The sequence below is a fragment of the Candidatus Methanoperedens nitratireducens genome, from assembly GCF_900196725.1.
In the GTDB taxonomy this organism is placed as follows: domain Archaea; phylum Halobacteriota; class Methanosarcinia; order Methanosarcinales; family Methanoperedenaceae; genus Methanoperedens; species Methanoperedens nitroreducens_A.
In genome coordinates this window covers 1-10,671 of sequence record NZ_FZMP01000092.1, presented here as the reverse complement: position 1 = coordinate 10,671, position 10,671 = coordinate 1, and the positions used below count along the sequence as shown (strand labels likewise).

The 10,671-nt window shown below is 46.1% G+C and carries 9 protein-coding genes, 1 tRNA gene, 2 rRNA genes and 1 pseudogene; 10 read left to right on the top strand and 3 right to left on the bottom strand.

From position 1 onward, the window contains the following. The coding region (locus tag MNV_RS07180) for an SDR family NAD(P)-dependent oxidoreductase (RefSeq protein ID WP_143311682.1) at positions 1 to 418 on the top strand (418 nt) is incomplete at its 5' end. Between the two features lie 30 nt (positions 419 to 448). Here the strand turns inward: MNV_RS07180 and MNV_RS07175 are convergent. Next, entirely contained in the window at positions 449 to 685 is a 237-nt protein-coding gene (locus tag MNV_RS07175) for a type II toxin-antitoxin system HicA family toxin (protein ID WP_096204817.1), read from the bottom strand. Position 686: 1 nt separating this feature from the next. Continuing rightward, positions 687 to 890: a type II toxin-antitoxin system HicB family antitoxin gene (locus MNV_RS07170; RefSeq protein ID WP_096204816.1), complete on the bottom strand. Its 204-nt coding sequence runs from the start codon at positions 888 to 890 to the stop codon at positions 687 to 689. A gap of 167 nt (positions 891 to 1,057) precedes the next feature. Here MNV_RS07170 and MNV_RS07165 point away from each other — a divergent pair, with 167 nt between their 5' ends. The 6 genes and pseudogenes from MNV_RS07165 to MNV_RS21000 all read left to right on the top strand — a co-directional run bounded on the left by MNV_RS07165 (position 1,058) and on the right by MNV_RS21000 (position 6,220). Then, positions 1,058 to 1,618, top strand: coding sequence for a CBS domain-containing protein (locus MNV_RS07165; RefSeq protein ID WP_179293853.1), 561 nt, complete (start codon positions 1,058 to 1,060; stop codon positions 1,616 to 1,618). 38 nt (positions 1,619 to 1,656) lie between these two features. Next, on the top strand, positions 1,657 to 2,430 hold the full coding sequence (locus MNV_RS07160; protein ID WP_143311681.1) for a CBS domain-containing protein: 774 nt from the start codon (positions 1,657 to 1,659) through the stop codon (positions 2,428 to 2,430). A gap of 10 nt (positions 2,431 to 2,440) precedes the next feature. Beyond that, the gene (locus MNV_RS07155) at positions 2,441 to 3,394 is read left to right on the top strand and encodes a CBS domain-containing protein (RefSeq protein ID WP_096204810.1); all 954 of its coding nucleotides are present in this window, start codon (positions 2,441 to 2,443) and stop codon (positions 3,392 to 3,394) included. 10 nt (positions 3,395 to 3,404) lie between these two features. Then, on the top strand, positions 3,405 to 4,253 hold the full coding sequence (locus MNV_RS07150; RefSeq protein ID WP_096204808.1) for a CBS domain-containing protein: 849 nt from the start codon (positions 3,405 to 3,407) through the stop codon (positions 4,251 to 4,253). A gap of 9 nt (positions 4,254 to 4,262) precedes the next feature. After that, complete coding sequence (locus tag MNV_RS07145; protein ID WP_096204806.1) at positions 4,263 to 5,045, top strand: CBS domain-containing protein; 783 nt, start codon at positions 4,263 to 4,265, stop codon at positions 5,043 to 5,045. Between the two features lie 6 nt (positions 5,046 to 5,051). Then, positions 5,052 to 6,220, top strand: a pseudogene (locus MNV_RS21000) (RNA ligase). Positions 6,221 to 6,271: 51 nt separating this feature from the next. Here the strand turns inward: MNV_RS21000 and MNV_RS07135 are convergent. Next, the gene (locus MNV_RS07135) at positions 6,272 to 7,255 is read right to left on the bottom strand and encodes a glycosyltransferase family protein (RefSeq protein ID WP_096204805.1); all 984 of its coding nucleotides are present in this window, start codon (positions 7,253 to 7,255) and stop codon (positions 6,272 to 6,274) included. 811 nt (positions 7,256 to 8,066) lie between these two features. On the opposite strand from MNV_RS07135, the gene MNV_RS07130 reads away from it, so the two are divergent. From MNV_RS07130 to MNV_RS20135, 3 genes are all read left to right on the top strand, one after another. Then, a 16S ribosomal RNA gene (locus tag MNV_RS07130) occupies positions 8,067 to 9,535 on the top strand. 99 nt (positions 9,536 to 9,634) lie between these two features. Continuing rightward, positions 9,635 to 9,707 (top strand) — tRNA-Ala (locus tag MNV_RS07125). Between the two features lie 203 nt (positions 9,708 to 9,910). After that, positions 9,911 to 10,671 (top strand): 23S ribosomal RNA (locus tag MNV_RS20135); the annotation flags it as partial.

Here is a 10,671-nt window from a genome sequence, read left to right as displayed (position 1 = left end):
AAAAACTGGTGCCAAATATTTATGGGAAACGAAGGCCGAAGAATTTGAAGAAATAATGGACGTAAATGTTAAAGGTGTTTTCTTTAATATGAAACATGTAATCCCTGAAATGGAAAACCACGGCGGTTTGATCATAAATATTTCTTCAGGCGCAGGAAAGATGGGCATTCCCACTTTAAGCGTTTATTGCGCATCGAAATTTGCAGTAATCGGGCTTACCGAGGCTGCCGCACTGGAGGTCAGAAGGAATGTTAAAATCGTCGCTTTGTGTCCTGCAAGTGTCGATATCGGTATGTTCAAAAGACTGTTCCCTGAGGAAAAAGCGGACATTGAGCCTGAAGAGGTTGCAGAAAAGGTGGCGGATATCTGCGTGCACCATGAGAAGTATAATTCGGGGGAGTCTATCGAGCTTTATTGATGCAAAGAACGAAAAATAGAATTTTTTTGCTCATATGTTACACCTTTCAAGGAGCCTAACAAACTCTTCTACCGTTAATCCTGCATCTTTTATCAAAGACCTCAGGGTTCCCCGTTTAACTTCCGAATGCAACGGGATGGATAAAGTAACGGAAGAATCGGGTTTCATCATAACCACATGCCTTCCCGTTTGCCTATCAACAGAACATCCTGCTTTGCGGAAGGCTTTAATAACGTCTTTACCAGAAACTACTGGTAATTTTACCAAATTATACCGCCACTTCTACAACTTTCCCTTCCATAGTTTTTGCCCTATCATTTAAAGCCGCTATACAGCCCTGGATAGCATCTTTAATATTTTGTACAGCCTCTTCTACAGTTTCACCCTGCGAATGGCAGCCCGGCAGGGCGGGGCAACTAACATTAAAGCCACCATCTTCAGCATCTTCTTTTATAACGATCTTTAATTTCATTTTTAACACCAATTTTATTAATACAATTATTACTAAGGTACATAAAGCTTAATGACCATAATGCAACTATAACATTATAGTTTTCACAATCCCAATCAGATATCCCGGACATAAGCACAACATATAAAACTTCAGAAAACATACTTAAGCATCAGGGAGGAATGTACATGGAAGCCAGGATGCCGGTAAGAGATATAATGACAAGGGATGTCGCATCTGTTGATATTAAAAGCGATATCCAGACCTTAGCGAAAGAAATGCTGCGGCATGATGTCGGCAGTATTATCATAACAGATAAAGAACGTCCTGTAGGGATAGTCACGGAGCGTGATATCGTCAGGAAGATAGTGTCCAGGAACCTTCAGCCCGCCGATGTATCCATCCGGGAACTGATGACCACTCCGCTGATAACCGTATCAACCACTGATAATGTAACGGATGCCATGTACAGGATGGTCAAGATGAAGATACGGCGATTACCTGTCGTTGAAAACTCCAGGCTTGTCGGGATTATAACGGATACGGACCTTATTGCAGCATCAGCCGAGATGGGTTTCATCTTCGAAGACCTGATCAACATGCATCGTGCAAGGTTTGTCTCGCCTGAAGCCCCTTCGTCGCAGTCCCTTCGACAGGGCATATGCGAAAGATGCGGGATTTTTAAAGAGGACCTGGTGCTTACAAACGGACAGCTTCTCTGTGAGGATTGCAGAGAGACGACTCCATAGATATAACATATATTAATGATAAATGGGAGTATGATGTTATGAAAGTGGAAGAGATAATGACGAAAAACCCTGTTTTTCTGCATGATACTGATTTTATGACACATGCGCGTCAGGTTATAAGAAACCAGCATAAGCGTACCCTTCCTGTAGTGAATAATAAGAACAGGCTTATCGGTATATTGACGGAAAAGGATATTTTAAATATATATTCCACAAAATCAAACGTTACTGTGGAAGGGTTTACATCCGAGTTCCCGGAAGTCTATCCGGATATGGATATGATGCATGCTGCAAAATTGATAATCGATGCCGGGCTTGGGCGCGTTCCTGTTATACGTTCCAGCCAGGATAAGACTCTTATAGGCATTCTGAGCACGGTCGATATTTTCAGGAACCTTAACCTTGATAAAATCCCTTCAAAGAAGGTAGAAGATATAATGACCAGGGACGTAAAAACATGCTCCCCGAAAGATAGTATAGCCAAAGCATGGCTGAACATGAGGGACTCGGGTTTTTCCGGATATCCGGTGGTAAAAGCCGGACGACCAGTAGGAATAGTGACACGGCGTAACATAATCAATGCAGGCTACGCGAGAATCGAGAAAGAAGACGAACACGGGACGAAAGCTACCATGTCCCCACCTGTCGAAAAGGTCATGAGCACACCGATATATACCATATCTCCTCAGGCTACTTTAAAAGAGGCAATCCAGGTATTCCTGAAACTTGATATAGGAAGGATTTCGGTTGTCAGTGATGGAAAGCTTGTAGGCATAATAGATAGAAACGATATAATCAAAGTGTTCATTTAAAAGGTGTTTTATGAAAGACCAAACTTCTGCTAAAAACCAAAAATTTACAACATCAGTACTAAAAGAGATTCGAGATGCGTATGTGCGGAATGCAGGGCCTCTTGATTTTAAAAGCAGGATCTCAGAACATCTTGGTGACATTATGACTATCGCATCAAGAGACGTAGTGACCATCCCGCCGACGATGCCGATAATAGATGCTGTAAAGACTATGTTGAATAAAGGTTTCAGGAGAATCCCGGTTGCAGATGCGGGCACCAACCGCTTAAAAGGAATAGTTACCTCGCAGGATATTGTTGATTTCCTGGGAGGGGGCTCAAGACATCTTATCGTAAAGAACAGGTTCAAAGGGAATATTCTTGCAGCCGTTAACGGCAGCATCAGCGAGATAATGGAAGAGAACGTGGTAAGCCTCAATGAAAAAGATTCCCTCAAAGATGTTCTGGATACCATGTTAAAGGAAAACGTAGGCGGAGTCCCGATCACTGATGGAGATAACAGGGTGAAAGCCATAATCTCCGAGAGGGATTTTGTCTTCCTCGTATCCGACGTCAGGATGGGAAAAACAGTAGGTGAATACATGAGCAGGAACGTAGTGACCGCCCCGCCCGATATGCCAGTGGGAACGGCGGCTAAGTCCATGATAAATAACGGCTTCAGGCGGCTTCCCATTATAAAGGATAATATTCTTATAGGCATAATAACCGCATCCGATATCCTGCGCTTCCTGGGCAGCGGGGATATCTTTAACCGCCTCACTACAGGGAATGCAAGCGAAGTTTTTGATGTGCCTGTCCGCACCCTGATAAAAAGGGATGTGGTTTTTACAGGGTCGGACGTGGACCTGGGAGAGGCGGCAGGTATAATGCTTGCAAAGAATGTAGGTTCTCTCCCTGTACTTGAGGATGGGGAATTGAATGGTATTATAACAGAACGCGACATTGTCCGGGCAATAGCCGGATAGCAGGATATTTATGAAAATCAAAGAAATAATGAGTTCCCCCGTTTACGTAGTATCGCCTGAGGAAAACGTGGCAAGAGCAAGAAACCTGATGTTACGCCATAAGATCGGAAGACTTGTGATTATCGAAAATAATAAGCCGATAGGAATAGTGACAAAAAAAGATATCAGCCGGAGGCTTGACCAGGCTGAGCCGCAGTGGCGGAGAAGACCGATAGACCATATCCCTATCAGGAAGGTAATGAGCGAGAGCCTTATTACTATATTTCCCGACGCAACACCAAGGCAACTGGCAGAACTGATGCGCGAGAATAACATAAGTGGGTTGCCTGTGGTGAATAGTAAAAATGAGGTTACAGGTATCGTAACAAAGTGGGACCTGATAAAATATTTCTCAGAACAGCCCCTGGAACTTAAAGTCAGTGATTTGAAAATCATCCCTGCCTTAACAGTTCACAGGCATCACACGATAAGTCATATCCTTTACGAGCTTGAGGCAAATTTAATGGACAGGGCGGTTGTCCTTGAGGATAATGATAAGCCTGTCGGGATTATCACAAGTTCGAACCTGACTTTTACGGAAATGACGAACAAAACCGGCGATCTGCCCCAGAAAGAAATAAAGATGACACGCAAGGAAAGCTACGCCGGAAGGAAACAGTACAGGTATGTAAGGGATATGCCTCTTGTTGCTGAAGACATAATGTCAACTCCCCTTATAACCGTTAAGAACGATGACCTTGCAACTTACGCTGCAGGGATAATGGTAAAAGAGAGAATAAACGGCTTGCCTGTGATGGATAATGGATTCATGGGAATATTGACAGGCGATAACATAGTAAATGCAATTTTAACTCTGTAAGGTGAGACTATGAAGGTAAAAGACATAATGATAGAACCGGTACAGGTGCACAAATCAGATATGATCTCGCACGCAATGGAACTGATGGATAAACACGATACCCGCAGGCTTCTTGTGGTGAACGGGAACGATATACTGGGTATAATCACAATGAGATGCATTGCCGGGAAGCTGGGAACCTGGAAGAAATCGAATCTTCCCGCATCCTCAATCCATGTTGCAAATGCGACTACGAACGCATTCACAAAGGTTCTTCCCGACACAGGTATTGAAGATGCGATCGCCCTGATGGACAGGACCGGCGGGGTTCTTGTTGTGACGGATAACAGCAAGCTCATGGGCTGGGTAACGCCTCATGAAATCCTCAAAGCCGCCAGGGCTGTTAAAGGTTATGCGGCTGAGATCATGAAGCAGCCGATATCGGTAAGCGTGAACGACAGGGTCTCTCATGCGCGGCGCCTGATGCTGGACAATGATATAGGGAGGCTTCCCGTAACTGAGAATGGCGACCTTGTAGGCATAATTACAGAAAAGGATGTTGCAAGGGCAATGATGAATTTCAGGACACTTGTACCCGATAACCAGCAGGATGAAAGGATCCGTAATCTCATTGTAGGGGATATCATGACCCAGAATGTGAAATCTGTCCGGACGAACACCCTCGTGTCCGAGGTCATCTCATTGCTCCTTAAAGAGAACATCGGCGGTGTGCCTGTTCTGAATCTCAGGGATGAAATGGTAGGTGTAATAAGCAGGAGAGGAATTATAAAGCACTTGGCTAAAAAGAGTTGATCGGGGATGGGACGTGATGTCTCCCCGGAACTGCTTGACAAGCTCAATGCTGGAAAAGCGGCAGAACTCCTGGATATTCCCGAATACAGGATAACAGGCGCACTGGAAAGGAGAGTTTTACAGTATGTTTATTCCCCGCGGGAATTATTCCGGTTCGATAAGCCTGTATCGAGCGTAGAGGGCGGAACTACCATATTCGTTGAGCCGTTCGATATTGTCCGGGGTTTTCCTAAAATCCCACGTCTGTTAGTGCTTTACCCCGGCATAGTCAAACATTTTTCTTCGTGCAAGAAAGTTGTTGCCGAAGAGAAAATGAACGGTTACAATACAAGGGTAGCACTTATCGGGGATACGCTTGTGGCTCTTACACGCGGCGGCTTCGTGTGCCCGTACACCACCGAAAAAGCGAATAAGCTTATCGGCAGGGAGTTCTTTCATGACCATCCCGAACTTATGCTGTGCGGCGAGATGGTGGGTCCGGACAGCCCTTACGTCCCTAAATCAATTTATGATATCGAATCCCTTGAGTTTTTTGTGTTCGATATCAGGGAAAGATATCTGGAAAGCCTATGCCGGTGATGGAGAGGCGGGCGCTGGTGGAAGAGCACGGTCTTAATTCTGTCCGGCTTTTCGGGGAGTACGGTGTGGACGAAGCACACTTGGAGGTTGCGAAAATCATCAAGGGATTCGGAAGCGCATTGAATGAAGGTGTTGTTATCAAAGATCCGCAAATGGCGCTTCCTCCGGTAAAATACACAAGTTCACTGAGCAACTGCGCCGACCTGAGATACGCTTTTGAATTCTACAACGACTACGGCAGGGATTTTTTCTTCCCCAGAGTGTGCAGGGAAGCATTCCAATCCGTGGAATGGGACGAGGATGAAGAAAGCAGGAAAAAAAGGTGCCAGAGGCTTGGTGAGAGCATCCTGCAGCCCATGATAAGGACAATTAAAAGGAAGCAAGAAGGCGAGAGGATCACTGAGACCGTGCAGATAAGGGTCATGGACATGAGAACCGTAGATGAGTTCAAAGAACATCTGCGGTTGCTGGGCGTGGATGCAATCTTTGAAGATCCTGAGCCGGTAGACGATGAATATATCGTAAAGATAAGAAAGATATTCAAGAGCACGAATGATAAGACGGATTCGATACTTCGCGGGGAGCTGTGGAATTGATGTCACTGGGACCAGATACCGATAATAGAACCAAACCTCTCAATTCATTGCTTATGCTATCCCCTGCTTTCTAAATATCTTTACAATAGATGTATTATTGTGCTCTTTCAACCCTCTCATAGCCAGATACAGGTCGTTGCTTAGCTCCATGTAATAGTTCTCATCGGATTCCACCATATACTGTATCCTGTCTGCGATCTCTGTTACAGAATCCACATTCTGGATAACGATATCATTATGTAAGGGAATGTTGAAGTTCCTGGCTATAGTGGGAGATACAAGGCACGGAATGCCTCTTGCCAGGAACTCGTAAGCACCATATGCAAACGATTCTGCAAGGCTGATATGGAGAGCAAGGTATGTGTTGTTAATTTCCTGCTCATACACGGCCTGCGGCATCCATCCCAGAACCGTTACATCAGGCGAAGCCTGGAAAGGAAGGCTGGTTTTAAGATGCAGGGCCGGTATGCGGCGCGCAACTGCAGTGAAAGCGAGGTACTGCGAATATATGTTCTTTTTTATTGCTGGCGATAAGAAAAGGCTTATATTGTTCCTTTCGGGGACGAAGTCTCTCTTTTGTCTTTCCTGCACAGGATGGGGGGCGAAGAAAATTCCATTATTCTCAAAAGCTTCGAGGAAATCCTTTTTAGCGAACCATATGAAATCAATTTCATCATTTTTTTTCATAGTAAGAATTTGATTCAGGAGCGATATCTCCCCTTTATGATTCATCTCCATCGGGATTGATGCCTGGTATAGCAGTTCATGCTGGTGCTGAACTAACATTATCGAGTGAAGCTCGGTCTCTGTCGGGCTTGAAGTCCAGAGGTATCCTATCTTTATATTTTTTTTTCTGGCAAATTTCATCACAGGCTCATAAGAAATATGCCATGCACCAAAAATCAAGGATGTGGCATCATCCGGTATCTCCGAAAGCTCCTCGATGTAAAGGTGCTTGCTCAAACCCAACGCCCCCACATTCCTGAGATGGGCATCTACACCCGGATGATATTTACTGCAAATCGTGTATAGCATCCTACCTTCTTATAAGGCTATACGGCTCTTTGAAATAATTAGTCCCAAGTTCATTCCCCACTGACAGATATAGACGTACGTTATATCTGCTATAGACATTATAATATCCAGCGCACATAAGCCTTTTGTTAGTTTAAAGGATGCTGTTAACTTAAGCAGATTTAACAACTAACTCGTATGAACACATGCTAAACATCGGGTTCGTATGAGTTGTATTAGTTCGTTGTTTGTAACTAAAGAGATTGATCCCCAAAACTGATAACATATATTACATTCTTTATTAAGTTGAAGGGCTCCGATTTTGCACCCACAACATTTATATAGCAATGTGTGGTAGTGAGGGAAGCTCGATGACCGTGTTGAACGGTCATATGAAACATAAGAAAACCGGGAAATGTTCTGGTTTTTTTAAAAATATTAAATGATCTCGTGTATTAAAATCATACACGAGGGAAAGAGTTATATACGATAAATAACTAATATAGAGCTTCCTGTGTGGTAACAGGAATGTTGTGTCGTTAAAACGCAACTACTATTTATCACAATATTAGTTCATGGTCAAAATTTGGCGTCGGCTCAGATTATAGGAATAACCTGAATGTGAAGAGCTGTCTTCCAACCATGATACATAAAATGGAGACAAGAACGTAGTTTCTCGTCTGACGTTGATGTGACAGTTCGGTTAATTCCAATCGATAGATGGGAATTAACAAGGAACTATTGTACCTTATATAATAGTTCCTCCTAAAATTCCGATAGTTTAATTTAAAACTTCAAATAAGTGTGCAGATATCAACGAGATATCAAATCAATTCTGGTTGATCCTGCCAGAGGTTACTGCTATCGGGGTCCGACTAAGCCATGCGAGTCGAGAGGGTAAAGCCCTCGGCGTAATGCTCAGTAACACGCGGATAACCTGCCCTTGGGTCCGGGATAACCCCGGGAAACTGGGACTAATACTGGATAGATCAAAGATACTGGAATGTTCTCTGGTCCAAAACTCCGGTGCCCAAGGATGGGTCTGCGGCCTATCAGGTTGTAGTGGGTGTAACGTACCTACTAGCCTACGACGGGTAAGGGTTGTGAGAGCAAGATCCCTGAGATGGATTCTGAGACATGAATCCAGGCCCTACGGGGTGCAGCAGGCGCGAAACCTTTACACTGCGGGAAACCGCGATAAGGGGACCCCGAGTGCCAGCACCTAGTGCTGGCTGTCCAGCTGTCCAAATAACAGTTGTTAGCAAGGGCCGGGCAAGACCGGTGCCAGCCGCCGCGGTAACACCGGCGGCCCGAGTGGTAGCCGCTATTATTGGGTTTAAAGGGCCCGTAGCCGGCCTATTAAGTCTCTTGGGAAATCTGGCGGCTTAATCGTCAGGCGTCCAAGAGATACTGGTAGGCTTGGGACCGGGAGAGGTGGGAGGTACTCCAGGGGTAGGGGTGAAATCTCGTAATCCTTGGGGGACCACCGATGGCGAAGGCATCCCACCAGAACGGGTCCGACGGTGAGGGACGAAAGCTGGGGGCACGAACCGGATTAGATACCCGGGTAGTCCCAGCTGTAAACGATGCTCGCTAGGTGTCAGGTGCGGTGCGACCGCATCTGGTGCCGCAGTGAAAACTTGAAGCGAGTCACCTGGGAAGTACGGTCGCAAGGCTGAAACTTAAAGGAATTGGCGGGGGAGCACTACAACGGGTGGAGCCTGCGGTTCAATTGGATTCAACGCCGGAAAGCTTACCGGACTCGACAGCAATATGAAGGTCAGGCTAAAGACCTTACCGAATTCGCTGAGAGGAGGTGCATGGCCGTCGTCAGTTCGTATCGTGAGACATCCTGTTAAGTCAGGCAACGAGCAAGACCCGTGCCCACAGTTGCCAGCATTCTCGCAAGAGAGATGGGCACACTGTGGGGACCGCCGCTGCTAAAGCGGAGGAAGGAGCGGGCTACGGTAGGTCAGTATGCCCCGAATGGTCCGGGCTACACGCGGGCTACAATGGTTGGGACAATGGGCACCTACACCGAGAGGTGATGGTAATCTCCTAAACCCAGCCTTAGTTCGGATTGAGGGCTGCAACTCGCCCTCATGAAGCCGGAATCCGTAGTAATCGCGTATCAATATCACGCGGTGAATACGTCCCTGCTCCTTGCACACACCGCCCGTCAAACCATGCGAGTGAGGTCTGAATGAGGGCATGCTTTAACATGTTCGAATTTGGGCTTCGCGAGTGGGGTTAAGTCGTAACAAGGTAGCCGTAGGGGAATCTGCGGCTGGATCACCTCCTAACGCAGCACACAAACGTGTGCTATGTAATATCTATCGATTGGAAGCCGAATAACTGTCATATCATAGCGATTCGTGGGCCATACGAGACCACGATACAGGGCTCGTAGATCAGTTGGAAGATCGCCGCCTTTGCAAGGCGGAGGCCCTGGGTTCGAATCCCAGCGAGTCCATGAAACTCCGGACTAAAGTCCGGGGAATCTGATACATGCCTCAAAAACCGCGGATTAAAATCCGCGGGATGAAGAGGACGTACCAATGCACTCAGCGGTGTAATGCTGCTGCGGAAGGGTAGATTAGCGATTTTAGACCGAAAATCAAGCTAAATGAAACCGTGTATAAGCACAATCTGGACGCTAACTGAATGTAGTGAAACGTGTTCTGGCACTTATGCCATCAGGTGAATGGCTCGGCTCAAGCGCTGATGAAGGACGTACCAAGTTGCGATAAGCCTCGGCGAACCGCATGGAGGTTTTGAACCGAGGATGTCCTAATGGGACCTCTCAGCATGCAAATGTTGTTCCGTAAGGAACGGGAACGCCCCGGATTGAAACATCTTAGTAGGGGCAGGAAAAGAAATCAATTGAGATGCCGTCAGTAACGGCGAGTGAAGTCGGCAGAGTTTAAACTGAATCCCTACCGAAAGGCAAGGGAAATGTAGTGTTATAAGCCAAGCCATATACAGTGCAAACCAGTGAAGTCGAACTTGTCTGGAACGTCAGACCATAGAGTGTGATAGTCACGTAGACGTAAACTGGCGGACTGTGGCTTGGTCTTGAGTACCGTGGGTCGGAAATCTCGCGGGAATTTGGGAGCCATCAACTTCCAAAACTAAATACGTCTTGAGACCGATAGCGCAATAGTAGCGTGAGCAAAAGCTGAAAAGTACCCCGAAAAGGGAGGTGCAAAGCGCCTGAAATCTGATGGTGATGGAGCGATACGGCGTGAAAGGATCTGTATAGCGAAGGAATATGTCGCGAGGCATTAGTACGGGCTATGCTGCCAGCGTCGTATTTTACGTTTTGAAGAACGGGCCAGGGAATGTACCCGAGTGGCGAGGCTAACCACATATGGGAAGCCGAAGCGAAAGCAATATGCGCGCAACACTGTGAGGCGCAGCGTATACAAGTGCGTGGA

Excerpts from the sequence above, each read along its gene's own strand:
- MNV_RS07170 (WP_096204816.1), bottom strand. The coding sequence starts at position 890 with ATGAAATTAAAGATCGTTATAAAAGAAGATGCTGAAGATGGTGGCTTT.
- MNV_RS07165 (WP_179293853.1), top strand. The coding sequence starts at position 1,058 with ATGGAAGCCAGGATGCCGGTAAGAGATATAATGACAAGGGATGTCGCA.
- MNV_RS07160 (WP_143311681.1), top strand. The coding sequence starts at position 1,657 with ATGAAAGTGGAAGAGATAATGACGAAAAACCCTGTTTTTCTGCATGAT.
- MNV_RS07155 (WP_096204810.1), top strand. The coding sequence starts at position 2,441 with ATGAAAGACCAAACTTCTGCTAAAAACCAAAAATTTACAACATCAGTA.
- MNV_RS07150 (WP_096204808.1), top strand. The coding sequence starts at position 3,405 with ATGAAAATCAAAGAAATAATGAGTTCCCCCGTTTACGTAGTATCGCCT.
- MNV_RS07145 (WP_096204806.1), top strand. The coding sequence starts at position 4,263 with ATGAAGGTAAAAGACATAATGATAGAACCGGTACAGGTGCACAAATCA.
- MNV_RS07135 (WP_096204805.1), bottom strand. The coding sequence starts at position 7,255 with ATGCTATACACGATTTGCAGTAAATATCATCCGGGTGTAGATGCCCAT.